Annotated in this window: 23 protein-coding genes and 1 tRNA gene; 6 read left to right on the top strand and 18 right to left on the bottom strand. The window is 61.6% G+C overall.

Going from position 1 to position 26,497, the window contains the following annotated elements; translation table 11 throughout:
- Window positions 1–13: 13 nt before the first annotated feature.
- From R5M92_RS13230 to ffh, 11 genes are all read right to left on the bottom strand, one after another.
- Window positions 14–649: a YitT family protein gene (locus R5M92_RS13230; RefSeq protein WP_346796431.1), complete on the bottom strand. Its 636-nt coding sequence runs from the start codon at window positions 647–649 to the stop codon at window positions 14–16.
- Between the two features lie 73 nt (window positions 650–722).
- On the bottom strand, window positions 723–2,519 hold the full coding sequence (locus tag R5M92_RS13235; protein ID WP_346796432.1) for a single-stranded-DNA-specific exonuclease RecJ: 1,797 nt from the start codon (window positions 2,517–2,519) through the stop codon (window positions 723–725).
- A gap of 20 nt (window positions 2,520–2,539) precedes the next feature.
- A complete protein-coding gene (thrC, locus tag R5M92_RS13240; protein ID WP_346796433.1) occupies window positions 2,540–3,928 on the bottom strand; it encodes a threonine synthase in 1,389 nt (462 codons plus the stop codon).
- A gap of 2 nt (window positions 3,929–3,930) precedes the next feature.
- A complete protein-coding gene (locus R5M92_RS13245) occupies window positions 3,931–5,247 on the bottom strand; it encodes a homoserine dehydrogenase (RefSeq protein WP_346796434.1) in 1,317 nt (438 codons plus the stop codon).
- Between the two features lie 59 nt (window positions 5,248–5,306).
- Window positions 5,307–6,077: a thioredoxin fold domain-containing protein gene (locus tag R5M92_RS13250; protein ID WP_346796435.1), complete on the bottom strand. Its 771-nt coding sequence runs from the start codon at window positions 6,075–6,077 to the stop codon at window positions 5,307–5,309.
- Window positions 6,052–6,933 (bottom strand): site-specific tyrosine recombinase XerD, encoded by an 882-nt coding sequence (gene xerD, locus R5M92_RS13255; RefSeq protein WP_346796436.1) that lies wholly within the window; start codon window positions 6,931–6,933, stop codon window positions 6,052–6,054. The genes R5M92_RS13250 and xerD overlap by 26 nt, the downstream gene beginning before the upstream one ends.
- A gap of 121 nt (window positions 6,934–7,054) precedes the next feature.
- Window positions 7,055–7,411, bottom strand: coding sequence for a 50S ribosomal protein L19 (gene rplS, locus R5M92_RS13260; protein ID WP_346796437.1), 357 nt, complete (start codon window positions 7,409–7,411; stop codon window positions 7,055–7,057).
- A 117-nt stretch (window positions 7,412–7,528) separates the two neighbouring features.
- Complete coding sequence (gene trmD, locus R5M92_RS13265; protein ID WP_346799372.1) at window positions 7,529–8,326, bottom strand: tRNA (guanosine(37)-N1)-methyltransferase TrmD; 798 nt, start codon at window positions 8,324–8,326, stop codon at window positions 7,529–7,531.
- Window positions 8,327–8,341: 15 nt separating this feature from the next.
- Entirely contained in the window at window positions 8,342–8,887 is a 546-nt protein-coding gene (gene rimM / locus R5M92_RS13270; RefSeq protein ID WP_346796438.1) for a ribosome maturation factor RimM, read from the bottom strand.
- Between the two features lie 61 nt (window positions 8,888–8,948).
- Entirely contained in the window at window positions 8,949–9,197 is a 249-nt protein-coding gene (rpsP, locus tag R5M92_RS13275; RefSeq protein WP_346796439.1) for a 30S ribosomal protein S16, read from the bottom strand.
- A gap of 233 nt (window positions 9,198–9,430) precedes the next feature.
- The gene (ffh, locus tag R5M92_RS13280; protein WP_346796440.1) at window positions 9,431–10,849 is read right to left on the bottom strand and encodes a signal recognition particle protein; all 1,419 of its coding nucleotides are present in this window, start codon (window positions 10,847–10,849) and stop codon (window positions 9,431–9,433) included.
- A gap of 228 nt (window positions 10,850–11,077) precedes the next feature.
- Here ffh and R5M92_RS13285 point away from each other — a divergent pair, with 228 nt between their 5' ends.
- Window positions 11,078–11,878, top strand: coding sequence for a cytochrome C assembly family protein (locus tag R5M92_RS13285; protein ID WP_346796441.1), 801 nt, complete (start codon window positions 11,078–11,080; stop codon window positions 11,876–11,878).
- 102 nt (window positions 11,879–11,980) lie between these two features.
- A complete protein-coding gene (locus R5M92_RS13290) occupies window positions 11,981–13,255 on the top strand; it encodes an HlyC/CorC family transporter (RefSeq protein ID WP_346796443.1) in 1,275 nt (424 codons plus the stop codon).
- Here R5M92_RS13290 and R5M92_RS13295 read toward each other — a convergent pair.
- Together R5M92_RS13295 and R5M92_RS13300 are read right to left on the bottom strand one after the other, a co-directional pair.
- Window positions 13,252–13,914, bottom strand: a complete 663-nt coding sequence (locus R5M92_RS13295; protein WP_417339167.1) for a 1-acyl-sn-glycerol-3-phosphate acyltransferase — start codon at window positions 13,912–13,914, stop codon at window positions 13,252–13,254. The genes R5M92_RS13290 and R5M92_RS13295 overlap by 4 nt on opposite strands.
- Window positions 13,915–13,985: 71 nt before the next feature.
- Window positions 13,986–14,603: a TetR-like C-terminal domain-containing protein gene (locus R5M92_RS13300; RefSeq protein WP_346796444.1), complete on the bottom strand. Its 618-nt coding sequence runs from the start codon at window positions 14,601–14,603 to the stop codon at window positions 13,986–13,988.
- Window positions 14,604–14,787: 184 nt separating this feature from the next.
- Here R5M92_RS13300 and R5M92_RS13305 point away from each other — a divergent pair, with 184 nt between their 5' ends.
- Together R5M92_RS13305 and R5M92_RS13310 are read left to right on the top strand one after the other, a co-directional pair.
- On the top strand, window positions 14,788–15,462 hold the full coding sequence (locus R5M92_RS13305; RefSeq protein WP_346796445.1) for an SOS response-associated peptidase: 675 nt from the start codon (window positions 14,788–14,790) through the stop codon (window positions 15,460–15,462).
- 14 nt (window positions 15,463–15,476) lie between these two features.
- The gene (locus tag R5M92_RS13310; RefSeq protein WP_346796446.1) at window positions 15,477–18,317 is read left to right on the top strand and encodes an insulinase family protein; all 2,841 of its coding nucleotides are present in this window, start codon (window positions 15,477–15,479) and stop codon (window positions 18,315–18,317) included.
- 18 nt (window positions 18,318–18,335) lie between these two features.
- Here R5M92_RS13310 and sbcB read toward each other — a convergent pair whose 3' ends face one another.
- The 4 genes from sbcB to minC form a co-directional block, all read right to left on the bottom strand.
- Window positions 18,336–19,829 carry an exodeoxyribonuclease I gene (gene sbcB / locus R5M92_RS13315; RefSeq protein WP_346799375.1) on the bottom strand — a complete coding sequence of 498 codons (1,494 nt, stop codon included), beginning with the start codon at window positions 19,827–19,829 and terminating at the stop codon, window positions 18,336–18,338.
- A 107-nt stretch (window positions 19,830–19,936) separates the two neighbouring features.
- Window positions 19,937–20,188 carry a cell division topological specificity factor MinE gene (gene minE / locus R5M92_RS13320; RefSeq protein ID WP_016915987.1) on the bottom strand — a complete coding sequence of 84 codons (252 nt, stop codon included), beginning with the start codon at window positions 20,186–20,188 and terminating at the stop codon, window positions 19,937–19,939.
- A complete protein-coding gene (gene minD / locus R5M92_RS13325; RefSeq protein WP_346796448.1) occupies window positions 20,185–21,003 on the bottom strand; it encodes a septum site-determining protein MinD in 819 nt (272 codons plus the stop codon). Before minD ends, minE begins: the two co-directional genes overlap by 4 nt.
- 200 nt (window positions 21,004–21,203) lie before the next feature.
- A complete protein-coding gene (gene minC / locus R5M92_RS13330) occupies window positions 21,204–21,956 on the bottom strand; it encodes a septum site-determining protein MinC (protein WP_346796449.1) in 753 nt (250 codons plus the stop codon).
- Between the two features lie 260 nt (window positions 21,957–22,216).
- Between minC and R5M92_RS13335 the strand changes: the two genes are divergently transcribed.
- Entirely contained in the window at window positions 22,217–25,075 is a 2,859-nt protein-coding gene (locus tag R5M92_RS13335) for a DUF349 domain-containing protein (RefSeq protein WP_346796450.1), read from the top strand.
- Window positions 25,076–25,193: 118 nt separating this feature from the next.
- Here the strand turns inward: R5M92_RS13335 and phbB are convergent, their stop codons facing one another.
- Window positions 25,194–25,940: an acetoacetyl-CoA reductase gene (phbB, locus tag R5M92_RS13340; RefSeq protein ID WP_346796451.1), complete on the bottom strand. Its 747-nt coding sequence runs from the start codon at window positions 25,938–25,940 to the stop codon at window positions 25,194–25,196.
- 327 nt (window positions 25,941–26,267) lie between these two features.
- On the opposite strand from phbB, the gene R5M92_RS13345 reads away from it, so the two are divergent.
- A tRNA-Met gene (locus R5M92_RS13345) sits at window positions 26,268–26,344 on the top strand.
- The last annotated feature ends 153 nt before the right edge of the window (window positions 26,345–26,497 follow it).

The following is a 26,497-nucleotide window of genomic DNA, read 5'->3' on the forward strand; positions in this document are numbered from 1 at the left end:
TGGTGGTTCTGGCTCAACTGACGCCGATGTAGCGCCCCGGCTTATGGTTCAGGGCGATGATCAGGTTGAGGGTCACCGCCCCCAGCACCGAGTAGGCGACCCGATCCGGCGGCAGCACGCTGAAGGCTATCAACAGGATCACCGCGTCGATGCCCAGTTGCACGTAACCGGCACGCAAACCGTGGCGGTCCTGCAGATAAAGCGCGAGGATGTTGATGCCGCCCAGGCTGGTGCGATGGCGAAACAGCATCAGCATGCCGATGCCCATCAGTGCGCCACCCATCAAAGCGGCGTAGAGGCTCGGCACCTGCTCGAACTGCACCCATCGCTGGGTGAGCTCGGCAAACAGCGACACCAGGCCGATGGCGGCAAAGGTGCGCAGAGTAAAACTCCAGCCCATGCGCTTGATCGCCAGGTAGTAGAACGGCAGGTTGATGGTGAAGAACCAGAAACCGAACCCCAGCCCGGTGGCGCCCTGCGCTTCGCTGAAGTAATTCAGCAGCAGCGCCATGCCGGCGGTGCTGCCGGTCAGGAGCACGGCATGGGTATAGAACGTGACGCCCAGGCCGACGAACAGCGTGCCCAGCAGCATCGCCATCACATCTTCATAGGGCCGATGGGGGTCCTTGGGTAACTCCTCCACACGCATGGAAGTTCCTTTTTTGTGAGTTAGAACCGAAAAATTTCAAGCCGATGCCGGTTTTCGTTCAATTAGTTTTCGCTCAACGCGCCTCGGCGTGCTCGATCATCAACTGCAGCGATTCACGCCCGCGCCAGCGGTTGCGATTGAGCTTGTAGGCACACGTCAGCGTATCTCCCACGCCGAATGCCGGGAGTTCGCCAGGGGTCAGGGCGCGAAACCAGATGGCCTTGCAGGTGATTGCCTGGCAGGAGAGTTCCAGCATCAGGTGCGTACCGTCACTTCCCACCGGCCTGAGTGATTCCACCAGAAACTCGCCTTCGAACAGCGGCGAATCGAATTCGCGGCCGTACGGCCCCAGGGCGTCGAGCTCCGCCAGGGTTGCTAGCGACAACTGCTGCGCCGTCAGAGGCCCATCGGTATGAATCCTGGGATAGAGCTCGGTATCGCCGAGCTGCTCCTTCACCGCTTGCAGAAAGGCGGCACGAAACGCCGCTAACTGCTCACGGGGCACGCCGACTCCCGCGGCGCCGCGGTGGCCGCCGAAACGCGGCAGCGCCTGCGGGGCCAGCTCGAAGGTGCGCTGCAAGGCATCGCGCAAGTGCAGCTCATCGACCGAGCGGCCGGAGCCGGTCAGCATGCCCGGCGCGGCCGCCGGGGTCAGCACCAGTGCCGGGCGGCCGAATGCCTGTACCAGCCGCGACGCGACGATACCCTGCACCCCTGGGTGGCCATCTTCCAGAAACACCACGACCGCCGGTTCACCGGCAGCCAGGGGCGCAGCGGCAAGCGCTCGCGCCTCTTCCGCCATGTCGGCCTCGATGGCCTTGCGCGACTGGTTGTCCTGATCGAGCAGGTCGAGCTGACGGTGGGCGACGGCATCGGCTTCCGCCAGCATGAAATGCAGCGCGGCATAGGGGTCGTCCAGGCGCGAGCGGGCATTGATCCGCGGCCCCATCTGGAACGCCAGGGTCTCGGCATTGAACGGCACGCTGTCTTGGCCCAGGCGCGCAGCCATGGCTCTCCAGCAGGCGCTGTCCATGCGGTTGATCAATTGCAGCCCGTAATTGACCACGGCACGGTTGGCCGGGCTCGCGCCCAGGGAGACGCAATCCGCTACCGTGCCCAGCGCCACGTAGGAGAGCCACGGTGATAACTTGGGCGTCGCCTCCTCCAGCACGCCCCACTCGATCAGCACGCTGCGCGCCAGCGACATGACCAGCCACGCCACCATGCATCCGGCGATGGTGGTATCCGGGTAGTCGCAATCATCGCGGGTGGGGTTGACCACGGCGTAGGCCGAGGGCGGCGGGCCTTCCACCGGCAAGGCGTGATGATCGCTCACCACCACGTCGAGCCCCGCCGCCTTGAGCCGTGCGATGCGCGGCTCGTCGGACGATCCGCAATCGGCGGTGATCACCAGTGTCGGAGCGGGCTGAAGCGCCAGCGTACGTTCCACCAGCGGCAGGCTGATGCCGTAGCCATCGTGGATGCGATGGCCGATCAAGCTGTGCAGCCTGCTTTCCGGCACGCCGAACAGCTCGACCAGAGTACGCCGGATCACCACGTGGGACGTGATGCCGTCGACATCGTAGTCGGTGAGAATGCCGATGGACTCGCCGTCCACCACCGCCTGGGCGATACGTTCGGCGGCGCGGCGGCCATCGGCCAGTTTCTCCGGGTGGACTAGGTAGCGCAGACTGGGTGACACCAGCGGCGCCAGGTCGCCGCTGAAGCCGTTCAAGCGCCCTGCTAGCACCCGGGCCTGGAGCTCGGAAAGCCCCGCCGACAGCGCCTGCTGGTAGAGTCTTTCATCCCGCGGGCGCAGCTCGAGGCGGGGCCGCGACGTACTCGCGGTACTGGCTGGCTGAGTTTCCATGACCTCTGACACAGCTGTTTTCAACGCCGCTGTTCCGCCACGAATCGCTGTACGGCGGCAAGGTCGGCGGGCAGCACGGTATAGCGCTCTTCACGCTCCAGCAGGTCGTCCATGTGCGGCGGCAACGGCACGCCCGGGAAGCCCGCCTTGACCACCGCCTCGGCGAATTTCGCCGGATGCGCCGTGGCCAGGGTGATCATCGGCGTGGCGCTGTCACTGCGAACGCGCTGCGCGGCACGGTAACCAGTGGCGGTATGCGGGTCGAGGATCTCGCCGGTACGGTGGTGCGCTTCACGAATGACTTCCAGTATGGTGTCGTCATCCACGCTGTAGCTGGCGAACTTTTCGCGCAACCGGGCCAGCGGCGCCTCGGCCAGTGCCGTGGGCTCCTGCTGGAAACGCTCGAGCAGCGCCGCCACCGCCTTGCCGTCGCGGTCGTAGGCATCGAACAGCAGGCGTTCGAAATTCGACGACACCACGATATCCATGGAGGGCGCCAGCGTGGCGGCCAGCTCATGCTTGGAGAAGTCGTTGGCCGCCAGGGTGCGGTGCAGGATGTCGTTGGCATTGGTGGCGATGATGAACTGCTTGACCGGCAAGCCCATCCGGTACGCCATGTAGCCGGCGAACACATTGCCGAAGTTGGCCGACGGCACGCAGAAGCTGACCTCGCGCCCGGGGGCTCCCAGCGCCACGGCGGAAGCCACGTAGTAGACGATCTGGGCCATGATGCGCGCCCAGTTGATCGAATTCACCGCCACCAGTCGGGTGCCGTTGAGGAAGGCCTGGTCGGCGAAGCTCGCCTTGACCATCGCCTGGGCATCGTCGAAGTTCCCCTCGATGGCGATATTGAACACGTTATCGGCCAGTACCGAGGTCATCTGGCGACGCTGCACCTCGGACACGCGCTTGTGCGGGTGCAGGATGAAGATATCCAGGTTGTCGCAATGGCGGCAGCCTTCGATCGCTGCGGAGCCGGTATCGCCGGAGGTCGCACCCATGATGACCGCACGCTCGCCGCGCTTCTTGAGAAAATGGTCCAGCAAGCGGCCAAGCAGCTGCAGGGCGACATCCTTGAATGCCAGGGTCGGGCCGTGGAACTGCTCGAGAAGGAAATGATTGGCGTCCAGCTGCTTGAGGGGTACCACCGCATCGTGGCTGAAGGTCGCGTAGGCGTCCGTCACGATCTCGCGAAAGGTGGCGTCCTCGATCTCGCCGCCGACAAAGGGTTTCATCACCCGGAAGGCGATCTCGGCATACGACAGGCCGGCCATGTCCGCAAGCTCGTCCGCCGACAGCTGCGGGATGGTCTCGGGGACATACAGGCCGCCGTCGGCGGCCATGCCGGTGAGTACCACATCCTCGAAGGAGAGCGCGGGTGCAGCCCCGCGCGTGCTGATATAGCGCATGTTCACTCCTGCTCGTCCAGGCTTTCCACGCGAATGCGCATGACCGGCCCGGCGATATCGGCCATTGACTCGACCTGGCGAATCACTTCGTTCATCTGCTTCTCCTTGGTGCGGTGAGTCAGCAGGATGATCGGCACCAGCTCGCCTTCGGTGGCTTCTTTCTGGATCAGGGCCTCGATCGAGATGCCCTGCTCGGAAAGGATCGTGGCCACCCGCGCCAGCACCCCGGGACGATCGACCGCCAGCAGGCGCAGGTAGTAGGCCGTGGTGATCTCCTCCATGGGCATGATCGGCAGACTGGATACGTCTTCGCCCACGCCACTGAACGCCAGATAGGGAACACGGTAATAGTGGTCGGTGGTGATATCACGAGCCACGTCGAGCAAATCGGCCACGACCGCCGAGGCGGTGGGTTCGGCGCCCGCACCGGCACCGTAGTAGAGCGTCGGTCCCACGGCGTCGCCCATGATGGCGATGGCGTTCTTGACCCCATGGACGTTGGCCAGCAAGCGCTCCTTGGGAATCAGCGTCGGGTGAACGCGCAACTCCAGCCCCTGGTCGGTACGCTTGGAAATGCCCAGGTGCTTGATGACGTAACCCAGGTTGTCGGCCTGTTGGATGTCTTCGCTGGTAATGCGCGAGATACCCTCGGTGTAGGCCTTGTCGAACTGCAGCGGCACGCCGTAGGCAATTGAGGCGAGGATGGTCAGCTTGTGCGCCGCATCGATGCCTTCGACGTCGAAGGTGGGGTCGGATTCGGCGTAGCCCAGCGCTTGCGCTTCGGCGAGCACCTCCTCGAAGGCACGGCCTTCATCGCGCATGTGCGTGAGGATGTAGTTGCCGGTCCCGTTGATGATGCCCGCCACCCATGCGATGCGGTTGGCGCCGAGGCCTTCGCGCAGGGACTTGATCACCGGGATGCCGCCGGCCACGGCGGCTTCGAAGGCGACGATCACGCCTTTCTCGTGAGCCGCCTTGAAGATCTCGTTACCGTGCACGGCGATCAGCGCCTTGTTGGCGGTGACCACGTGCTTGCCATGGGCGATGGCGGTGAGTACCAGTTCACGGGCGACCTCGTAGCCGCCGACCAGCTCCACCACGACATCGATATCCGGGTTGGTGGCCACTTCGAACACATCGGTGGTGGCCTTGATACCGGTGATGTCGCAGTCCGGGTGGATACTGCGATGCGCGACCTGCTCGATCACGATCGGCCGTCCGGCGCGTCGGGCAATATCGTCCGCATTACGCGTCAATACGTTGAAGGTACCGCCACCGACAGTGCCCAGACCACAGATGCCTACTCTCACCGGTTCCACAATACGACTCCCCTTGAATGAAGCGACCGACCGATAGCGGCGGTCGTAAAAGTTTGGTTCTAGCCTTCGATGTCCAGCATTCGCGCCAACCGCTCAGCCGGTACGTAACCGGGCACCAGGCGTCCGTCGGGCAGCACGATGGCGGGCGTTCCCTGTACGCCCACGGCCATGCCCAGATCATACTGGGAAGCGACCGGATTGTCGCAGTCCGACGTCCCCTTCAACGTCTCGCCCTGCTTGGCCTGGGTCATCGCAGCGCTGCGATTGTCCGCGCACCAGACCTGCTGCATCACCCGTGCGACCTCGCCCTGCATTCCACTCCGGGGAAATGCCAGGTAATGCACCGCTATCCCCATCTCGTTGAGAGCGGGAACCTGTTCGTGGAACTGGACACAGTAAGGGCAGCTGGTATCGGTGAATACCGTGACGGTTGCCTTGGGCTCTTGCACCCCGCGGAAGATCACCCGCTGATCCTCGTCGATGGCGGCCAACGCCTCGGCACGCTCCTGGTTGCGCGCCTGCTCGGTGAGGTTGACCAGCCCGTCTTCGCCGTTCTCGAACAGGTCACCGACCAGGAAGTGGCTGCCATCGGCATTGCTGTAGAACGATTCACCGGTTTCCAGGTGGACCTGGTAAATATCCGCGAGCGGTGTGGGGGAGACTTCGGTCACCGGCATCGCCTGGCCGTTCACGCTCAGACTCTGTGCCAGTTGCTCGGCAACCGTATCGGCATTGGCCGCGAAAGGCAAAATGGCGGCGGTAGCCAGCGCCAGGAAGTGAAACGTACCGCGTCGACTCATCGGCTCAACCTCGTGGATGGTGTTCGGCATGCAGCGCTTCCAGGCGGGCCTGGGCGACATGCGTGTAAATTTGCGTCGTGGACAGGTCGCTATGACCTAGCAGCAACTGTACGACACGCAGATTGGCGCCATGATTCAACAAGTGCGTGGCAAACGCATGGCGCAAGGTATGCGGAGACAAGGGCCGCTCGATACCTGCAGTGCGTGCGTGCGCCTTGATGCGGTGCCAGAAGGTCTGGCGCGTCATGGCCTGGTCGTTACGTCCGGGAAACAACGCCGGACGAGTAGCATCGCGCATCAGGGCACCGCGCGTCGACTCGAGATAACGCCCCAGCCAGTAGGCCGCCTCTTCCCCCAGGGGCACCAGCCTGTCCTTGTCGCCCTTGCCGCGCACACGGACAACCCCCTGGCGCAAGTTCAGTGCATCGGTACTCAGCCCCACCAGCTCCGACACTCGCAACCCGCAAGCATACAACAATTCGAGCATGGCACGGTCGCGCATGCCCAGCGGTTGGGTAATGTCGGGGGCGGCCAATAGCCGCTCGATTTCATCTTCTGTCAGAGTGTTGGGCAGGCCGGGGCGCACCCGGGGCAGGCGCACCTCGGTCAGTGGATCATGGCGAATCAGCCCTTGCAGCAATCCCCAGCGGTAGAAGCTACGCAGACTGGACAGCAGGCGGGCATTGCTGCGCAGCTGGTAGCCGGCTTCGCGGCGATGCTCAAGCCACTCGCCCAGAGCTTCGGGAGCCGGCTCCAGCAGCTCTTGCCCCAAGGATTCCAGATGAGCCGCCCAGACGGTCAGGTCGCGCCGATAGGCTGACAGGGTGTGGTCGCTCGCGCCACGCTCCAGCCACAGCGAATCGAGAAAGGTGTCGATCTCTTTCATTCAGGCTCGTCCTTCTCGATCCATTTCCGAACTACAGGCCATATACGACAAAGCCCCGCCCCGCAGAGCGGTGACGGGGCTTTGTCGCGCCAGGCGCCTGAACGCCTGTGGAATTACCGGCTTACGCCAGCTTTTCCTTGATGCGGGCGGACTTGCCGCTACGCTCACGCAGGTAGTACAGCTTGGCTTGACGCACGTCACCGCGACGCTTGACTTCCAAGGAGTCGACCAGCGGGCTGTAGGTCTGGAAGGTACGCTCGACGCCGACACCGTGGGAAATCTTACGCACGGTGAAAGCGGAGTTGAGGCCGCGGTTACGCTTGCCGATGACCACACCTTCGAAGGCCTGCAGACGCTCGCGGGTGCCTTCCTTTACCTTGACCTGAACGACGATGGTGTCGCCCGGAGCGAAGGCCGGAATTTCCTTGCTCATCTGCTCTGCTTCGATCGCCTGGATCACCTTGTTCTTGCTGCTCATTTTCATGCTCCTAAATAACGTAATGGCTCGCCACGCAGTTGTGGAAGGGGCAAACCGTGATCCCGGCGCTCGAAACGAGCCTCGCGGGAGTCGTTATGGGTGACGCAGGTACGTCGGCTACTCGCCCTTGCCGCCCTGCACCGCCGCCCTGTCTTGCTTGAGGGACAGAGCGTGTTCGTCGATGTATTCCTGCAACAATTTCTGCTGCTCAGCATCCAGCGTCAGCTCTTCGAGAAGATCCGGCCGGCGCTGCCAGGTACGCCCCAGGGACTGCTTCAGTCGCCAGCGCTTGATGGCGGCATGGTTGCCACTCAACAGCACCGTCGGCACTTGGCGCCCGTCGATCACTTCCGGACGAGTATAGTGCGGGCAGTCCAGCAACCCATTGTTGAATGAATCCTCGACAGCGGAATCCTGATGGCCCAGTACGCCGGGTACCAGTCTAGCCGCTGCGTCGATCAGCACCATGGCCGGCAGCTCACCACCGCTCAGCACATAATCCCCGACCGACCACTCTTCGTCGATGTCACTTTCGACGACGCGTTCATCGATGCCTTCATAGCGTCCCGCCACCACCACCAGTGGACTCGCGTCGACCAGTGACCGTGCGCCCCGCTGGTCCAGCTTTCGCCCCTGTGGCGAAAGATAGATCACTTTCGCGGGCTTGCCGGTGACCTGCTCGGCACGTTCCCGGGCGTCGTGTATCGCCGCTCTCAGCGTACCCACCTTCATCAGCATGCCCGGCCCGCCACCATAGGGGCGGTCGTCCACGCTGCGATGGCGGTCGGTGGCGTAGTCGCGGGGGTTCCAGAACTCCAGCGCAACTTGCTGCTTTTCCACCGCTCGTCCGGTCACGCCGTGACGAGTAATCGCGTCGAACATTTCCGGAAACAGCGATACCACGCCGATCCACATCGTTGCCTGAGTCATCTAGAAGTCGGGGTCCCAGTCGACGACCATGCGGTCGTTTTCCAGCGCCACCTCCAGAATGACCTCGTCCGGCAGAAACGGGATCAAACGCTCGCGCTTGTCGATGGCTTCGGCATCGCCGCGCACCACCATGACATCGTTGGCGCCGGTCTCGAACAGATACTGGATCCGTCCCAACCGTTCGCCGGCCTGAGTGAAGACGCTCAGTCCTTCCAGCTCATGCCAGTAGTACTCATCGTCGCCAAGCTTGGGCAAGTGGCTCTTGGACATGAGTATCTCGGCCCCGGCGATGGCTTCCGCCGCGCTGCGATCGCTCACTTCCTCGAAGCTCACCACCATGCCTTTACCCTGTCGACGCCCCTCGGCAATGGTGTAACGTGTTAGGCGTTCGCCCTGGCGCAGCCACCACTCGGGGTAATCCAGAATGCGTTCCATGGGGCTGGTGTAGGAGTACACCTTGAGCCAGCCTTTGACCCCATAGGGGCTGGTCAGCTTGCCCAATACCACATGATCGTCGCTCGACCGGCTATTGTCGGCATTGTTCATCGACGACCTCATCGTATTCCCCTGGGATTCCACATACCGGCAAGGTAACGCAATACAGGGCTCAGGCCTGCTTGCGGGCTTCCTTGATCAGCTCGGCAACGCGACCAGAAACCTGGGCACCTTGGCTCTGCCAATGTGTCACACGGTCGAGGTCGACGCGCAGACGCTCTTCCTGACCACGGGCGACGGGGTTGAAAAAGCCCACGCGCTCGATGAAACGGCCGTCACGCGCATTGCGCGAATCGGTCACGGTCAAGTGGTAGAAGGGACGCTTCTTGGCGCCACCACGTGCCAAACGAATGGTAACCATACGATAACTATCCTTCGGTTGAGGTTACGAGAACAGTGAAGTAGCACTTCATATATAGCGTTGAAGGTGTGCTTCATCGGGTGATCATGCGCCTGCACCTGGCTATCGCAGGCCCTTTTTCAAGGACGCGCACGCGGGGTCCACGCATGAAGAGGCCGCATTCTACGCAAATGCGACCGGCTTGGAAAGCCTGGCAGGGGCAAAACGGCCAAGCATCGGCGCTTCTCTACGTTTCAGCGCCAGGGCATGCCGCCAGGACCGCCCATGCCGCCCATTCCTCCGGGTCCGCCAGGACCACCCGGACCGCCGCCGCCCATCATGCCGGACATGCCGCGCATCATTTTCTGCATGCCGCCTTTCTTGCCTGCTTTCTTCATCATCTTCTGCATCTGCTTGTGCTGCTTGAGCAGGCGATTGAGATCGGGTACCTGCAAGCCGGCACCAGCGGCAATCCGGCGCTTGCGCGAACCATTGATGATTTCCGGCTTGTGGCGCTCCTTGGGCGTCATGGAGTTGATCAAGGCTTCGAGCTTGCCCAGCTCCTTCTCCGGCCCCGGCCCCTGGGCCATTTCCGCCATCTGCCCCATTCCCGGCAGTTTGCCCAGCAAGCCGCCCATGCCGCCCATCTTCTTCAACTGCTGCAATTGATCACGAAAGTCCTCCAGGTCGAACCCTTCGCCTTTCTTGACCTTCTTGGCCAACTGCTCCGCCTTGCCCTTGTCGACGGTGCGCTCGGCTTCCTCGATCAGGGACAGCATGTCGCCCATGCCAAGGATGCGTGAGGCGACCCGGTCGGGGTGGAAGGGCTCCAGCGCGTCGACCTTCTCGCCCACACCCATGAACTTGATCGGCTGCCCGGTGACATGGCGCACCGAAAGGGCCGCGCCGCCGCGGGCGTCGCCGTCGGCCTTGGTCAGGATAACCCCGGTCAACGGCAGCGCTTCCTGGAAGGCCTTGGCGGTGTTGACCGCATCCTGGCCGGTCATGGCGTCGACGACGAACAGCGTCTCCTGGGGAGACAGGGCCTTATGCAGCGCCTGGATCTCAGCCATCATCGCTTCATCGACGGCCAGACGGCCGGCGGTATCGACGAGCACCACATCGTGGAACTGGATCTTGGCATGGCGGACGGCGGCTTCGGCGATATCCACCGGGTTCTGGTCGGAGCGCGAAGGGAAGAATTCCACCGCCACTTCCTTGGCCAGGGTTTCCAGCTGATCGATGGCGGCGGGGCGATACACGTCCGCCGACACGACCAGTACCTTCTTCTTCTCGCGCTCACGCAGAAAGCGCGCCAGCTTGGCCACCGAGGTGGTCTTGCCCGCGCCCTGCAGGCCCGCCATCAATACCACGGCAGGCGAACCCTTGAGGCTCAAGCCTTCGTTGGCCTCGCCCATGATCGCCTCGAGCTCCTGCTGGACAATCTTGACGAACTGCTGGCCCGGCGACAGGCTGCGCGAGACTTCCTGACCTACCGCTCGTTCGCGCACGCGATCGATGAAGGCCTTGACCACGGGCAGCGCGACGTCCGCCTCGAGCAGGGCGCGGCGCACTTCGCGCAGCGTATCCTTGATGTTGTCTTCGGTCAGGCGCGCCTGACCCTTGATCGACTTCAGCGTCTGCGACAGACGCTCGCTTAGATTCTGAAACATAGGGCCTCTCTGCCTCTGCCAACGCGGCTGGCTCAGCGCCACCGGCCTGGTCTGATTTGTCGCGATTATACGCCCTGTGACGCCGACTCTCCATGATAGCGGCGCAGACGCGGCAGACCAATGGCTGTGCGCAGCCACATTGTTTGGTTATAGTAGCCGCCATCCCTTGCGGGTAAGATTGACTTGCCATTCACTTGCAACGCGCTGGCAAGGCGCACGGACAGCACAATGCAAGCGCTCCCATTTGCCACCCTGGCTTTCGTTCTCTATGTCGCCGCCGCCATCTGGCAGGGCATGACCCTACTGCGCCGTGTACCGCCACGCCAAGGCATGGTGCGCCTGCTTGGAGCGCTCGGCCTGCTGCTGCATATCTGGGTGGTGTTCCAGCTGATGGAGCTATCCCCGGGGCTGTGGCCCGGCTTTACCAATAGCGCCACGATACTGATGGCGGTAGTGGTCAATATCCTGCTGGTCGCCAGCCTGTTCAAGCCGGTACTAAACGCTTCCGTGGCACTCTTCCCGCTCGCCGCCATCGTCTTGATCGTGGCTACCTGGGTGCCCAGCCAGGGCCGCGACACCGGCCTGACTCCCGGCATCCTGTTGCACGCCATCAGCTCCGCTCTGGCCTTTGCCATGCTGGTGATCGCCGCTGTGCAGGCCGTCCTGGTGGGCCTGCAGAACCAGGCCTTGCGGCATCATCATATCCGCGGCATCGTCCAATCGCTGCCACCGCTCACCACCATGGAGCGCGTGCTGTTCGAGCTGGTATGGGCGGGCGTTCTGCTGTTGACGCTGTCGATCGTCAGCGGCTTTATCTTCCTCGACAATCTGTTCGCCCAGCACCTGGCACACAAGACCCTGCTGTCGCTTTTCGCCTGGATCATCTTCACCACCCTGCTGGTGGGACGCTATCGCTTCGGCTGGCGCGGCATGCGCGCGGTACGCTGGACCCTCGGCGGCGGCATTCTGCTGGCCCTGGCCTATTTCGGCAGCAAGTTTGTGCTGGAGATTGTGCTCCACCAGGGCTGAGCATGGCGTCAAGCGGGGCAGTGCCGAGACGTTCGGCGCCTTGACATGACCTTGTCCGCCCCCTACAAATCAAGCCTGACATACGATAGAGGAAACTCCGACTTGAGCGACGACTTCCCCTTGGGGTTATTGTTCGGCCTGCTAGTGTTGCTGATTGCACTTTCCGCTTTCTTTTCCAGCTCTGAAACCGGCATGATGTCCATCAACCGTTATCGCCTGAGCCACCAGGCCAATAGCGGTGATTCTCGGGCGAAGCGTGTCATGCGGCTGCTGGCCCGACCGGATCGCCTGATCGGGGTTATCCTGATCGGCAACAACTTCGTCAATAACCTGGCAGCCTCCATCGCCACCATCATCGCCATCCACTTCTTTGGCGATGTCACAGGCCCCGCCGTTGCGACGGCCCTGCTTACCATTACCATCCTGATTTTCGCCGAGGTCACGCCCAAGACCTACGCCGCCATCAAGCCAGAGCGTATTGCCTACCCTACTTCCTACGCCCTGGAGCCACTGCTCAAGGTCCTCTATCCGCTGGTGTGGCTGGTCAATATGGTGTCCAACGGCCTGCTGCGCCTGATCGGGGTCAAGAGCGTTGAGGGCGATGGCGACAACCTGACCCGCGACGAACTGCGCACCATCGTCCATGAAGCGGGTACGTTGATTCCCCGCCGCCACCAGGCAATGCTACTCTCCATCCTCGATCTGGAAAACGTCACCGTGAACGACATCATGGTGCCGCGCCATGAAGTGGTCGGCATCGACCTGGACGACTCCCTCGAGGAGATACTTACCCAGGTACGCACCAGCCAGCATACCCGCGTGCCCGTCTACAAGGGCGATATCAATAACATCATCGGTATGCTGCATCTGCGCAACGCCGCCCGTTTTCTATCGCGGGACGAGGTGACCAAGGCAGCCATCGTCCAGGAAGCCCGGGAGCCCTATTTCATTCCCGAATCCACCCCTTTGCATACGCAACTGCTCAATTTTCAGAAGCAGAAACGGCGTATCGGTATCGTGGTCGATGAATATGGGGACGTAGAGGGACTGGTAACGCTGGAGGACATCCTTGAGGAGATCGTGGGCGAGTTCACCACCGATGTCTCCGAAGACGAAGATATTCATCAGCAGGATGATGGCAGCCATGTCATCGAAGGCACGGCGAATATCCGCGAGATCAACAAGGCATTGGGCTGGCAGCTACCCACCGATGGTCCCAAGACGTTGAATGGTTTGATCCTCGAACATCTCGAAGCGTTCCCGGAAGGTCCGGCGTCGCTGGAGATCGGCAATACACGGATGGAGATTCTCGAGATTCGCGACAATCTCATTACCTCCGCCCGCTGCTGGCAGCGGACGCGCCTGCCGCGGCGTTAATCCCTGGAGCCGCCCTGAACATCCTCGTCAGCGGTCGTCTTGAGCACGCGCACCCGCGCTTCCAGGTAGCGGCGCAAGGCGATCTGTCCAGCTTCGTGGGGCGAGATGGGAGGACCGAAATGGAGACTCACGCGGGCGCGGAACCGGCGTGGCCATTTGCTCAGCGCAGGCCCGCCGCAGTGCGAGGTCCACGAGCCCCACAAGCCGGACAGTCCGGCGGGGATAACCGGCACCGGATCGCGCGCCAGGATGGTTTCCAGGCCTCTGCGGAACGGCTGCACTTCGCCGTTCGGAGTCAATCGGCCCTCCGGAAACACCATGACGATTTCGCCCTCGCCCAGCGCCTGGCTCACCTCGTCCAGTGTACGGCGTAACGCGCCGGGGTCGCGTCGTTCGGACTCGATGGGGATCGCCCCCACCAGACGAAACCACCAGTTCAACCACGGCGAATCGTAGATCGGCCTGTCCATGACGAAACGCAGCGGCCTGGGACACGCACCTCCCAGCACCAACGCATCCATGAAACTGACATGATTGCATACCATCAGCGCACCACCGTGGCGAGGCAGGCATTCGCTGCCATGCAGCTCCAGGCGATAGCAAAGCCGTACCAACAGCAATATTACCCAGCGCAGCACCCAGCGGGTCGCGTAGCGCAGACGGTGACGCACAAGTACCAGAATAGAGGTGAGAACCAGCGCCCCCACCAGACCCGCCACCCACCATGACGTCACGTCGAGCGTTCCTTGTGGCGCAAGCCGGCGAGGACCGTGCTGAGCAGCTGATCGAGTAATTCATCCACTTTCAACTGCTGGCCCTGCCAGTACCCCAGGCGTTCATTGAGGCCAAGCTGTACCAGGCCGTGAACACTCCCCCAGAGAGTTCGCCCCAGGCGCCTCGCCTCGAGATCGTCCAGGGCAGGCTGATAAGCCTTGAGCGTGTTTTCCACCTGAGTGAACAGCGCCTCGATCAAGTCGCTCTGGCGCTGGTCCAGCTCGCCTTCCTGGGCCAGCGGGTAATCGAACAGCAGTTGCCAGCGAAAGCAATCCGCTTCGGCGAAGTGCCAATAGGCGTGGGCCAGGGCGCGCAGCCACGGTTCAGGCGACGCGTCGTCCTCCAGCCCCGTGATCGCCTGTTGCAAGCGACCCAGCGACTCCACGTTGACGTGTTGCAGCAGGTTGTTGAAGCTACCGTAGAGCTTGAGCAGCGTACTCGGCGCGCAGCCCACCTCGCGAGCCAGGGCGCGCAGGGAAAGGGAATGCACCGGCCGCGATGACAGCCAGACATCACAGGCATGCATGACCTGTGCATGTAGCGCGTCGGGAGCGTGCTGTCGGGGACGGGCCATGGCTCTCTCTCGTGATCGACTACAAAGGGTTGTGCTCAACTGCAGCGGAAGCCGCCATTGCTGCTCTTTAGCGCAAACGATGGGTCATATAGGATACCCTACATCGAACAGTGTTTTCGATACCAGAAGCGGCAATATCCGCCAACTTTCATCGCGAGTCCGTTTTGCGGGCCAGGAGGTCTCGATGACCGGACGCCTGCACGTCCACCGCTGTGACTTGACCCGGCTGCTCCCTCGGCTCGAGGCGGACGCTCCGCTGATCGAGTCTCCCAACCTGGCCCCGCGACGCGGTATTTCCGCCATCCGCCAGGAAGGGGGCAGTCTACGTCTGGGCGACATCTTCTGGGGGTTGACGCCACCCTGGCTGAAAGTCCTGGACCACGCCCCGCACTGCGCCCGGGCGGAATCGCTCGAGCAGCGCAGCATGTTCCGCGATGCATTCGCCGCACGGCGTTGCCTGGTGCCGGTCACCGGCATGTATGTGTGGAAGAACCAGCCACGCGCCAAGCAGCCGTACCTGATCACCCAGGTGGAGCGCATGCCGTTGTTTCTGGCGGGGGTATGGTGCCGCTACCATACCAGCCTGACGGATTTCACCGATTCCGCGGCGCTCGTCACGGTGCCTGCCAGTGCCTGGCTGACACCGCTTAGCGATCGTTTGCCCGCGATCATCGCATCCGACGATGCCGGCACCTGGCTGGACGCTCGAACACCGCCGGACATGGCGAAATCACTGTTGATGCCCGCCCCGATGGAACTATTGGGCGCGTTTCCGGTATCCAAGAAGGTCAATAATCCCGCCTACCAGTCATCGGATTGCGCCTATCCCATTGGCCCGATGCTGCGCTGGGCTTCGTAAAGACAGGAGCTGTGATGCCTTATCCTCCCCGCCCGCTGGGCCGGCCCCACCGCCTGATCCCGATGCTATCCGTCATTCTGTTGGTGAGCGCTTCCTGGCCGGGCATCGCCCTGGCAGAGAAGGGTCTGGCCGACGTGACGACGCCAGTGGTCAGCCCCTACGATAGCCGCGAGTACCGGATACTGGAATTGGAGAACGGCCTCACCGCGCTGTTGATCAGCGATCCCGAGGCCGACAAGGCAGCCGCGTCGATGAATATCGACGTCGGCAGTGCCCAGGACCCAGACGACCTCCAGGGCCTGGCGCACTTTCTGGAACACATGCTGTTCCTGGGCACCGAAAGCTATCCCGAATCGGATGCCTACCAGAGCTATATCACCCGTCACGCCGGCAGTCACAACGCCTTTACCGCCCAGCAGGACACCAATTATTTTTTCGACATCGAGCCATCCGCGCTGCCCGGCGCCCTCGACCGCTTCAGCGAATTCTTCATTTCACCGCTTTTCAACGCCGACCAGCTGGAAAGCGAGCGCAACATCGTCCATTCCGAATACATGGCGCGCATTCGCGATGAAGGGCGACGGGAAAACGATGTCCTGAACCAGCTACTGAACCCCGAAAATCCGACAACCGGCTTTGCCGTGGGCAGCCGTGAAACGCTGGCCAGTCCACCGGCAGGCGAACCTAGCCTGCGCGAGCGCGTCATGGACTTCTACCATGCCTATTACGATGCCAACGTGATGCACCTGGCTGTCGTCGCGCCGCAACCGCTGGATGAACTGGAGACACTAATACTGGATCGCTTTACCGGCATCGCCGATCGCGACCTGGAACGCCCGGTAGTCGAAGCTCCTCTGGCGAAGACGGATACCCTGCCCCGCTACGCCGAAGTCCAGTCGATACGCGACAGCCGCCAGCTGCGTTTCTTCTTCCCCGTCCCCGACCCCACCAGCGACTATCGCCACAAGCCTTCGTCCCTCATCGCCCACCTGCTGGGTCACGAGGGCGAAGGTAGCCTGCTGGCGGTACTGCGCCAGGCGGGTCTGGCCGACGCTCTGAGCACCGGTGTCGGTCGTGCCGACGGCCAGGATGCGCTGTTTACGGTCACCATCAGCCTGACCCCCGAGGGAGCCGAGCGAATCGAGGATATCGAGGCCACCCTGTTTGCCGCAATCGAGCAGATTCGCGAAAGCGGTCTGGAGCAGTGGCGCTACCAGGAACAGGCGAAGCTGGCGGAGCAGAGCTTTCGTTTTCAGCAACATGGCGCACCCCAGCAGGAAGCCACGCGGCTCGCCATGAGCCTGTCGCGCTATCCGGTGGAGGATGTCCAGTACGCGCCCTACCGCATGGAGGGATTCGATCGAGAACGAGTAAGCCCGTACCTCGACGCCTTGCGCCCCGATAACCTGATCCGTCTGTACATTGGCCCCGAGGTGGCAGGCGACACCCCTTCGCCCTGGTTCAACGCCCCCTGGAACGAACTCGAAACGCCGACTCCCGGCACGGCCCTCGGCGGGCTGGCGCTGCCCGAGCCCAACCCCTATATCGCCGAAGACCTGACCTTGCTGAACGGTTACAACGCCCTGCCCCGCGTACTGATCGACGAGCCGGCGCTCACGTTGTGGCACAAGCAGGACGACACCTTCGACACCCCCAAGGTCGAGTGGCGCTTCAGCCTGCAAAACCCCACTGCCAACTACTCCGCCGAGGAAGCGGTGCTGGCGCGGCTGCTGGCCGGCTGGCTTAATGACAGCCTCAACCAGACGCTCTATCCCGCTTGGCTTGCCGGCCAGGCCGCCAATGCCTACGCGCATTCCCGCGGCATCACCCTGGCATTTTCCGGCTGGCGCGACGGTCAGGCACCGCTGGTGGAGGAAGTGCTCGAGCAACTCGAATCCGGGCGAATCGACCCCGCCTCCTTCGAGCGGGTTCGCTACCAACTGCAACGCGAATGGCGCAATGCTCCCCAGGCCTCGCTATACAGCCAGGCGAGCCGCACCCTCGGCGAGGCGTTGCTCACCCCGCAATGGTCTTTCGCAGATATGCTCGAGGCCAGCGAACGGCTGACCCTGTTTAACCTTCGCGACTTTCGTCAACGCTTCATGGACGACTTGCATGTCGATGCCATGGCGGTCGGCAATCTGGGTTCCGGCCATGCCATCGAGTTGACCCGGCGAGTCGAAGAACTGTTGACGCCCCGCCTGTCACGAGAGGAAGTCGGTAGCCTGACGCCGCTGGCAGTGGGCGAAGAGCCCCCGATACTGCACCCCCATAGCGAGCGCGAGGAGTCGCTGGTACTGCATTACCTGCAAGGCAGCCAGCGCACGCTCGAGGAGCAAGCCGAGATGAGCGTCCTGGCTCAATGGCTGCAGAGCCCCTTCTACCAGCGTCTACGAACCGAGGAGCAGTTGGGCTACGTGGTCAATGCCGCCTACTCGCCGCTGCTCGATGCGCCGGGAATCGCCCTGGTCGTGCAGTCATCGGATGCGGATAGCGACACCATCGCCGAACGCATCGAAGCGTTTCTGGCCCAGACCGGCATGCGTCTTGAAGCACTAGACGATGAAGCACTGGCGCCCTATCGCCAAGCCGTTCATGACTGCCTGACGCAACGCGACACCAGCCTGGCGGGCATGGCGAATCGTTTTTGGCAGGCGACCGTCATGGAGGATGTGGCTTTCGATCATCAACAGCGGCGCGCCAATCTGGCCCTGGAAGTCAGCGTGGAAGCCCTGCGCGACCAATGGGAGACCTGGCGCTCGCAGGCTCTGGAAATCCGCTTCGACCCCGATGACGCTCCCAGCGATATCCAGCCCTTCCGCGATTCCCGAGAACCGCTACCCGAAGGATCGTAAATCACTGACGCCCGGGCCTTACTGATCGAAGGCCTGGGCGGGCACGATCGACTCCACGTACATCACCAGTTCCTCGAGAATCCGGCGTTCGCGCTCGCTCAGGGGCTGGTGGTTGTAACGCTCGATTTCCCGGGCGAAACCCTGCAGCGTCAGCCCCGCCTGGGTGGCGTCGTTCATGCGCGCCCAGCGAAATGCCTCCCACTGAGCGGCCTCTTCGCCCTCCAGGGTCTCCAGATAACTCCTCGCCCGATAACGAAACAGCATTTCCTCCAGACGGGCATCCTGAAAAGCAAACCGTTTGCCTACCAGGTCCCAGGCCGGGGTTTCCCGGGCCTGCTGCATCTGCTGGCGATCCGCGGCGGAGAAGAAGCCGCCCGAGTAGAGCATCAAGTCGGGGTCTTCCACCTCGTCCCCCAGCGGCGCGTTGAACACTTCCGCCACCTTGGCGGCAACGCCCGCTGCTTCGCGCAGCATCTTCCAATGGCGACGGCAGGTGGCCATGTCGAGGCCCAGCCGAGCGACGATCGCGCCGTATTCGCCCTTGTTCGGCCCTTGGGTATCCTTGAGTACCGTTGCCGGAAAAATTACCGGACAGCGATTGATGTGAACCACTTTAAGCGGAATACGCGCTTCCCCCTCGGCCAGATCCTGATGGCTGACAAAGACACGTTGGCGAATCTCCTCCGCTGTCAGTGACAATAGCGCCCCGGGATCGACACTCAAGTCATAGACGATCACGCCATTGGGGTTGGTGGGATGCTCCGCCAACGGCATCACCAGGGCGCTGCAACTGCGGCTCGCCGGGTAGCGGCGGGAAATATGCAACAAGGGCTTGCCGCTTGGCAAATCGATCTGGCGGGCCACCGCACGTTTGCCGCGCAGCCCCAGCAGATAGTCGAACAATCGGGGATTCTGCTTCTTCAACAGGCGCGCCAGCGCTATGGTGGCGCGCACATCGGCCACCGCGTCGTGGGCGCCTTCGTGGGCGATACCGTTGGCCGCGGTGAGGTGTTCCAGCTTGAAACTCGGGCAGCCGTCTTCGCGTTGCGGCCAGGAGATGCCCTCGGGGCGCAGCGTGTGAAACGCCCGTACCACATCGATCAGGTCCCAGCGCGAATTACCGTTCTGCCACTCGCGAGCATAGGGGTCGAGCAGGTTACGATAGAACAGATGACGCGTGATTTCATCGTCGAAACGCAGGCTGTTGTAGCCGACCACGCAAGTGCCGGGCTCGCTCATGACGGCGGAGATGGCACCGGCGAACTCGGCTTCAGGCAGCCCCTTGCGGCGTGCCTGCTGGGGCGTGATGCCGGTGATCAGACAGGCGGCGGGGTGCGGCAGATAATCGTCAGCGGGCTTGCAGTACAATTCGATGGGGTCGCCGATTTCGTTGAAATCGGCATCGGTACGCAACGCCGCGAACTGGGCGGGACGATCACGGCGCGGATCGGCTCCAAAGGTCTCGTAATCGTGCCAAAGAAAACTGGTCGGTGCGGCTGGGGACTGGGCCATGTGCTCTTTCTGCGCCATGTACTCTTTCTGTGCCATGTACTGGGCACTCCGCTAGGCAAGGAAAACCCAAGCCTAGCATACCCGCCTTCCACGCCCGAGCCTCGCCTTCAGCTTTTGGGCAGCGTCACGTTCAGCTCCAGCACCGAGCAGTTGTCTTCGCTGTCCAGCGATATCTGGATGGCGTCATCGTCGACATGCACGTAGCGCCGAATCACTTCCAGCAGCTCACGCTCCAGCAGCGGCATGTAGTCGGGTTGACCCCGCTGGCTGCGCTGATGTGCCACGATGATCTGAAGACGTTCCTTGGCCACCGAGGCGGATTTCTTGCGCTCGCGCTTCAAGAACTCCAGCAGTTTCATCGACGACCTCCCCCGAACACGCGGCTCAGCAGTCCTTTTCTCTGGTACTCATGAAAACGTAGCGGCACTTCCTCACCCAGCAAGCGCGATACCGTGTCGGTATAGGCCTGGCCGGCATCGCTATTGGCGTCATGGGTAACCGGCACGCCCTGGTTGGAGGCACGCAGCACGGCTTCGGATTCGGGTATCAGCCCCAGCAGGTCGATGGCCAGAATCTCGCGAATATCCTCCAGGGTGAGCATGTCCCCCGAGGTGACCCGGCTCGGGTTGTAACGCGTGATCAACAAGTGCTCCTTGATCCGGTCGTTACCCTGCTCGGCCCGCCGGGTCTTCGACGCCAGCAAGCCCAGAATGCGATCGGAATCGCGTACCGAGGAAACTTCCGGGTTGGTCACCACGATAGCCTCATCGGCGAAGTACATGGCCAGCTGGGCGCCGCGCTCGATTCCCGCCGGTGAGTCGCAGAGGATGAAGTCGAAATCCGCCCGGAGCTTCTCGAGCACTTCCTCCACGCCTTCGGGGGTCAGTGCATCCTTGTCTCGAGTTTGCGAGGCGGGAAGAATGAAGAGATTCTCGACGCGCTTGTCACGAATCAGGGCTTGATTGAGCCCCGCTTCTCCCTGGATGACATTCACCAGGTCATAGACGACACGCCTCTCGCATCCCATGATGAGATCGAGGTTACGCAGCCCGACATCGAAATCGATAACGACGGTTTTCTTTCCGCGTAACGCAAGTCCGGTGGAAATAGCCGCTGCGCTCGTGGTCTTGCCCACGCCGCCTTTTCCGGAGGTCACGACAATGATCTTGGCCAAGATAAGTTTCCTTTACTGAAAACATGCAAATGGACGGTACGCCCGTACTCGATTGCTGCCGAAAATGGCAGGCGCCGGTTCGAAGGCTACCCTTTGAATTCGTCGTCAATCTGAACGCTTACTTAACTTATGTTATTAACACCCTACTGTAGCCGATTTTGACTCTTGACGTCGCCAGCCTGCCGAGTCCACCGGGCAACCTAAGTCAAGGAGAGTATCTCCAGCTGCTCGTCGACAAAACGCACTTCGGCCGGCGCTCCCAGCAAGCGTGAATCGATATCCTCCAGGCGCTTGTAGTTACCGGCCACCGAAAGCAGTTCTGCGTGGAGCTCACGGCAGTAGACACCCGCGGCGGTATTGCCATGGATCCCCGCCAAGGCTCGGCCACGCAGGGCGCCATAGACGTGGATACTGCCGGCGGCCAGCACTTCCGCACCGGCATTCACCGCGCCGATCACCACCAGGTCGCCGTCGGCGGCACTGACCTGCTGGCCCGAGCGAACCGTGCCTCGGTAGAGCCGAGTACCGTTACCCGCCGTGCCGAGCGCGGGTGCAAGTTCCGGTTCGGTAGTTCCGCTCGGCTTCTGACCGGCGCCGTCCACGCTTTCCAGTGTGCGGGCACGCCCTGCGTCCGCGGGTGGGAACCAGCCCAGCCCCAACGCCCAGGCGGACTGCTTGACGGGTTCGGGGCCGCCGCGCACCGCCACCGGCAAGAGCTTGTGATCGCGGCAGACGGCACAGATACGCTCCAGAGCCAGGTGCGGCTCACCGAGTTTTTCCACACTGAGCACGACCGGTGTATGCTGGAAGAACGCCGGTGACTGGGTGAGCTTGCCGGCGAGCTGACGACGAATACTCTCCGGGTCGGCACTGCTCAGCTCCATGATCGTCATCGGCAACATGCCGCCCTTGAAGGTAAAGGCCATCTCGGCACTATCCACATTGAGGCTCATGGCCGAACTCCACGTCATGTTCAGGTAAAATAAGGGTAGTGCATTGGAAGCTATCGGGATGCTCGGTTTTCTCCACCGGTCACAGCGAATACCGCTTCAACAATACCCATTGAAGGCAACGCTAAGCGACAGCGACGATGACTGCAACTGCTGAATGGAATTAACGCCGGATTGACAGCGCCATGGCAGCTACAACCATCATTTCGTCACACATGGCTTGCCATTTTTCTCATGCTACGTGCCTTACAGCAGGATGATCCATGCACGGACTGTTAAGACGCCTGTTTGCCCCACGCTGGCAACATCCGGACCCTTCGGTTCGCCGCGACGCACTGCAGCGACTCGATATCGGCCAACCCCAGCAGCGCAAGAAACTCGAGCAGCTGACGCGCGACCAGGACAGCGACGTACGTCTCTCGGCGCTAGTGGCCCTCGATGATCTCGAAACATTGCTGCAAGACTATTGCCACCAGATCGAGTCCTCGCCGGCTCCCGCAGCGCCAGCCACCGATACCCAGCGGGAAGCCTGGTTTTCCGCCGCGTGCAGCTTGCTTTGCGGCCAGCAGGGCCATACCGAACTTGCAACGCGCAGACGCTTGACGTGCTCATTGCAGGATAGACGGCTTTTAAACGCCGTGGCACTGAATGGCGATAATCTGACTCTCCGCCTGGACGCCCTCGAACGCCTCGAGGAACCCGAGGATCTTGTTCACCAGGCTTGCCACAACGGCGTTACCACCGTGCGCCACCATGCTGCCGAGCGCATCCACGATGAAGCCAGCTTGAAGCAACTGTTACAGCATGCACGGCGTGACCGGCATGTAACTCGTCTGGCGCGCGAGCGCCTGAATCGATTGCGCGCCGACGCGCAATGGTTTGAAAGCCAACGCCAGCAACGCGATTCCCTGCTGGAGCAGCTTGAAAGACACGCTCGAAGCCCCTGGGAGCCTCTTTATGGAGGCCGTTGTCGCCACCTCCAGCGAGAGTGGGACAAGCTCAAGGAGCCGCCGACAAGCGAACAGGAGGCTCGCTATCAGGATGCGTGTCGCAATTGCCGCAAGACCCTGCAGGAACACGAGGCCCGGGAACAAGCCCGGCAAGCCGATCAGCAGCGGCGAGAAGAAGCCGATAATGTCCGCGAATCGCTGATGGAAGGACTCGAGGAGAGTCTGGAAGGCATACACCATGGCGGCACTCTGGCACGTCAGGACATCGACAGCTTGCGGGCGCAAAAGCAGTTACTGGTGAATCGCTGGCAGACGCTCTCCGATCTTCACCCTCCCGAGCCCTATCTGCAGCAGCGCTACAATGCCGCCATGCGCGGCTACGAGGACGTTCACCTGGCCTGGGAACGTTTCCAGCAGTTGACGCCCGCCCTGGAAACGGCGCTGACCGATACCGATTCCGAAGCCTTGCAGGCGCTGGTCGAGGAGTGTCATTGGCCCGCCGGGCTACCGCAACCCGAACTGCTCTCCCGAGCACAGGCGACCTTGAGCCACACTCCCGCTCCGCCCAACCAGGCAATTCCCGAGCAGTTGGCGGAGTTGAACGACTTGTTGGACAACTTCGAGCAGCTGCTGGAAAGAGGTGCTTTCAAGAGTGCCAGTCGCCTGCATCAGCAGATCAAGCCACGAATCGAGGCACTTCCCGCGCAATCGGCACACAAGCCATTGAAAACCAGGTTGCGCAAACTAGGGGCTAGGCTGGCAGAGCTCAGGGATTGGCGCGGTTTCGTCGCCGGCCCCAAACGCGATCAACTATGCCAGACCATAGAGGCCCTGGCGGCAGACACAACGCTGACCGATGCCGGGCTGGACCGACGCCATCGCCAGTTGGTCAAGGAGTGGAAGAGCCTGGGCGATGCTGCCGCCAACCGAGAACTCTCGGGGCGCTTTCGTCAAGCCTCCGACCTTGTCCAGAAGCGCTTGGCGCCTTGGCGAGAGCAGTTGGCCCGGGAGCGCCAGCAGAACCTCGCGTCGCGCATCGAGCTATGCGAACAACTGGAAAGCCTGCTGGCGCAACCCGCCGAGGATGCCGACCCCGATGTACTGCGCCAGATTCGTGACAGGGCTCGTCAGCAATGGCGACTTTACTCCCCGGTGCCTCGTGACCAGGCTGAAACCATCGGCCGGCGTTTCGGCCATATTCGCCATCGCCTACAAAGCTTGATCGACCAGCGAGCCCACGATATCGCCGAGGCCAAGCGTGAATTGATCGAAGCTGCCCAGCAACTGCTGGAAGATTCCCAGCCTCCTCATCAGCGAGCCGAGCAGGCCAAGCAACTCCAGCAACGCTGGCGCACTCTGGGTCGAGCTCCCAAGGGCGAGGAGCAAGCCCTGTGGCAGCATTTTCGTCACTTGTGCGACCAGATATTCGCCCTGCGCGATGAACAGCGCAAGCATCATGCCCGCCAACAGAGCCAGCAACTCGACACCATGCAACAGTTGATCGATCGCCTGGACGGCTGGCAGCCCCAGCACACCAGCGAAACCAGCCTATTGGAAAACGCCGTCAAGGAAGCCAACGCCCTGGAACCGCTACCACGCAATCGACGCAGCGACGGCATGCAGCGCCGCTTCAGTGGAATCGTGCGTGCGCGCCGAGAACGCCTGAACCGACTGGCGCTGGTCGAAGTGGTACAGGATTGGAGTGAACTTCGCCCCTTGCTCAACGCTCATCTACAAGCGGACGCCAAGGTGCTGGCAGGACACCCCGCAGAAGAGGTGGATAGCCAGGTGGTACTGGGCCAGAGTCAGACAGACGCACTGAACAAAAACGTACTGACAGGTCCTTTTAAATCAGCCCACCTGGCACGCAACGAAGCACGTCGATCCATTATTGAAACCCGCGAGGTGGAAGACAGCCTGGCGCGCCTGCGGGTGCATCTGTCACTGCTGGCCTTGGGTAGCGTGCATCAACGCGACGAGCCGTTGCGCCTGGCCATACAGGTGGAAAGGCTTAACGAGGGTATATCCAAGGAGCGAAGCCCCAGCCACGAACTCACCTATCTACTGGCCCAACTGCTGGCGCTGGGGCCCATGCCGACCGAGGTATGGCAGCGTGAAGTCAGTGAAATGGATGCTCTTCTCGCCCGCCTGTCGCGTCTGCCTCCTCCTTGAGAATTGGCGGGCCAATTTACCAAGGCCACTCTGACAGAATCACTAACGACAACGGGAAGCCCAAGGCTTCCCGTTACTTTTTCCAGATATGAATTCATAACTGAGCCGTTCGGCTCTGCTAGCCCATGAACTGGCCGCCATTGATATCGATATTGGCCCCGGTAATAAAACCGGACTCTTGATCCGCCAGGAAGGCCACCAACCGCCCGATTTCCTCAGGCGTACCATAACGCTTGACCGGAATGGTCTCACGAATCGCTTCGCGCACTTTCTCAGGAATCTTCATGATCATGTCGGTGGCGATATAGCCGGGCGATACCGTGTTCACGGTGATCCCCTTGGTGGCTGTTTCCTGGGCCAGTGACATGGTCAAGCCATGCATACCCGCTTTGGCGGCCGCATAGTTGGCTTGGCCGAACTGCCCCTTGCGGCCGTTGATGGAAGAAATATTGATGATGCGGCCATAGCCATGTTCCAGCATCATATCGATCACACTACGACAGGTATTGAAAACACTGTTCAAGTTGGTGTCGATCACCTCATACCATTGCTCGTAAGACATCTTCTTCATTGTGCCGTCGCGCGTGATGCCCGCGCAATTCACCAGCACGCTGATCGGCCCATAGGAATCCTGGATTTCGCGAGCCCCTGCGAGACACGCATCGTGGTCGGACAAGTCGACCCCGGAAAGAGCGATATTGGTATAACCGTCGGCTTTCTGGGTTTCCAGCCAGGTCTTGGCCTTTTCCGGATTGTGATAACCGGCAACCACCTGGAAACCTGCGTCAGCCAACGTACGGCAAATTGCCGTCCCGATACCACCAGTTCCACCAGTTACCCAGGCGACGGGGGCTTGATTGGACATTGACTACCTCCCTGATAATGACACGTGGCTTGAGCGGCAATCCGAGATCCTCGTTCAAGCCATTTCGGTGAAAGCACCCAAGGTGCTTTTTCATGCAAGTTATTGTTACCCACTTGTTCGCTCGCCACCTTTCGCGGCAAGTCTTACCTGCTATGTCCTGTCTTCCTCCCGCTAAAGCAAGTTTCGTCGTGCTTTCTGCCACTTCTATTTAAGCATAGCCGTACCCCATTGATGTTGCCTGAGCCCGTCATTCGCTACCATAGGATAAGCGTTTTCCAACCCCGCTTGACATAGAACAAAATTTCGATAGAATACGCCCCACGTTGATGCGGGGTGGAGCAGTCTGGTAGCTCGTCGGGCTCATAACCCGAAGGTCATCGGTTCAAATCCGGTCCCCGCTACCAATATTTTGAAAGGCAGATCAGTCACTTACTGATCTGCCTTTTTTGTGTTTATCAGCATTCTAATTTCCTGTGACACATATGTGACGTATATGTGCCACTTGCCCGCCTGCGCTTTATATTCGCATTTTCGATCCGTGACCTTCAGGCAACAAC

Source organism: Halomonas sp. Bachu 37, assembly GCF_039691755.1.
In the GTDB taxonomy this organism is placed as follows: domain Bacteria; phylum Pseudomonadota; class Gammaproteobacteria; order Pseudomonadales; family Halomonadaceae; genus Vreelandella; species Vreelandella kashgarensis.

What these genes read in the sequence shown, in the direction of transcription:
- R5M92_RS13230 (WP_346796431.1), bottom strand. Translation starts at nt 649, where the DNA reads ATGCGTGTGGAGGAGTTACCCAAGGACCCCCATCGGCCCTATGAAGAT.
- minE (WP_016915987.1), bottom strand. Translation starts at nt 20,188, where the DNA reads ATGAAACTGCTGGAGTTCTTGAAGCGCGAGCGCAAGAAATCCGCCTCG.
- rplS (WP_346796437.1), bottom strand. Translation starts at nt 7,411, where the DNA reads ATGAGCAGCAAGAACAAGGTGATCCAGGCGATCGAAGCAGAGCAGATG.
- xerD (WP_346796436.1), bottom strand. Translation starts at nt 6,933, where the DNA reads ATGAAAGAGATCGACACCTTTCTCGATTCGCTGTGGCTGGAGCGTGGC.
- thrC (WP_346796433.1), bottom strand. Translation starts at nt 3,928, where the DNA reads ATGCGCTATATCAGCACGCGCGGGGCTGCACCCGCGCTCTCCTTCGAG.
- R5M92_RS13235 (WP_346796432.1), bottom strand. Translation starts at nt 2,519, where the DNA reads ATGGAAACTCAGCCAGCCAGTACCGCGAGTACGTCGCGGCCCCGCCTC.
- rpsP (WP_346796439.1), bottom strand. Translation starts at nt 9,197, where the DNA reads ATGGTTACCATTCGTTTGGCACGTGGTGGCGCCAAGAAGCGTCCCTTC.
- R5M92_RS13335 (WP_346796450.1), top strand. Translation starts at nt 22,217, where the DNA reads ATGCACGGACTGTTAAGACGCCTGTTTGCCCCACGCTGGCAACATCCG.
- minC (WP_346796449.1), bottom strand. Translation starts at nt 21,956, where the DNA reads ATGAGCCTCAATGTGGATAGTGCCGAGATGGCCTTTACCTTCAAGGGC.
- R5M92_RS13310 (WP_346796446.1), top strand. Translation starts at nt 15,477, where the DNA reads ATGCCTTATCCTCCCCGCCCGCTGGGCCGGCCCCACCGCCTGATCCCG.
- sbcB (WP_346799375.1), bottom strand. Translation starts at nt 19,829, where the DNA reads ATGGCCCAGTCCCCAGCCGCACCGACCAGTTTTCTTTGGCACGATTAC.
- R5M92_RS13250 (WP_346796435.1), bottom strand. Translation starts at nt 6,077, where the DNA reads ATGCCGAACACCATCCACGAGGTTGAGCCGATGAGTCGACGCGGTACG.
- phbB (WP_346796451.1), bottom strand. Translation starts at nt 25,940, where the DNA reads ATGTCCAATCAAGCCCCCGTCGCCTGGGTAACTGGTGGAACTGGTGGT.
- trmD (WP_346799372.1), bottom strand. Translation starts at nt 8,326, where the DNA reads ATGTGGATCGGCGTGGTATCGCTGTTTCCGGAAATGTTCGACGCGATT.
- R5M92_RS13300 (WP_346796444.1), bottom strand. Translation starts at nt 14,603, where the DNA reads ATGGCCCGTCCCCGACAGCACGCTCCCGACGCGCTACATGCACAGGTC.
- rimM (WP_346796438.1), bottom strand. Translation starts at nt 8,887, where the DNA reads ATGAACAATGCCGACAATAGCCGGTCGAGCGACGATCATGTGGTATTG.
- R5M92_RS13285 (WP_346796441.1), top strand. Translation starts at nt 11,078, where the DNA reads ATGCAAGCGCTCCCATTTGCCACCCTGGCTTTCGTTCTCTATGTCGCC.
- R5M92_RS13305 (WP_346796445.1), top strand. Translation starts at nt 14,788, where the DNA reads ATGACCGGACGCCTGCACGTCCACCGCTGTGACTTGACCCGGCTGCTC.
- ffh (WP_346796440.1), bottom strand. Translation starts at nt 10,849, where the DNA reads ATGTTTCAGAATCTAAGCGAGCGTCTGTCGCAGACGCTGAAGTCGATC.